Source organism: Vibrio sp. 1402 (assembly GCF_033340275.1).
The window spans coordinates 1-641 of record NZ_JAWOWE010000365.1; the positions used below are offsets into that span (position 1 = coordinate 1).

1 protein-coding gene and 1 pseudogene are annotated in these 641 nt (G+C 47.3%); one reads left to right on the forward strand and one right to left on the reverse strand.

Annotated features, from left to right (window positions below; translation table 11 throughout):
* The first annotated feature begins 2 nt into the window (after positions 1-2).
* Entirely contained in the window at positions 3-527 is a 525-nt protein-coding gene (locus tag R7044_RS26095; protein WP_225456103.1) for a NapC/NirT family cytochrome c, read from the forward strand.
* Here the strand turns inward: R7044_RS26095 and R7044_RS26100 are convergent.
* Positions 484-641: pseudogene (locus tag R7044_RS26100) on the reverse strand (DUF2867 domain-containing protein); the annotation flags it as partial. The gene R7044_RS26095 and the pseudogene R7044_RS26100 sit on opposite strands and share 44 nt — an antisense overlap.

Below are 641 nucleotides of genomic sequence, written 5' to 3' on the forward strand. Positions count from 1 at the left end.
TATTGGCGTTTATCCTTGGTGGGGCGGCCTTCAGTGTTTTTCACTTTGGTATGGATTACACCAATCGCAACGAGTTTTGTTACAGTTGCCATATTGGGATGGATACGATAGTTGAGGAGTACCAAGCATCCCCACACTTCAAAAATTCTCAGGGTGTGGTTGCTGCTACGTGCAGTGATTGCCATGTCCCTAGGGAGTTTTTTGCTAAAATCGCATTGAAAATAGGCGCTACAGCCGACATCTATCACAAACTGACTGGTGACATTACACTTGAGAATTTCGAGGCGGAGCATCGTCCGAGGTTGGCTGCTGAAGTCACACAGCAGTTTATCGAGAATAAATCAAAACAGTGTCGATATTGCCATTCCGTTGACAAGATGGATTTCGAAGCGCAAGGACGAACCGTTGCGCGTCGACATCAGATGATGGAAAGTCGAGAGCAATCGTGCATTGATTGCCATGCGGGGATTGCTCATCACCTGCCTATTTCTCCAGATTCTCCAGAGACTGTTCCTCCTGAGGAGTAATACTGATACTTTCGGCTTCTTTCGCGATGGCTTTGACCATGCCTTTGAATATGAATAGATGGGCTGGCATCATGGCAAACCAGTACAGCAGTCCGAGAAATCCCTGTGGGTGCC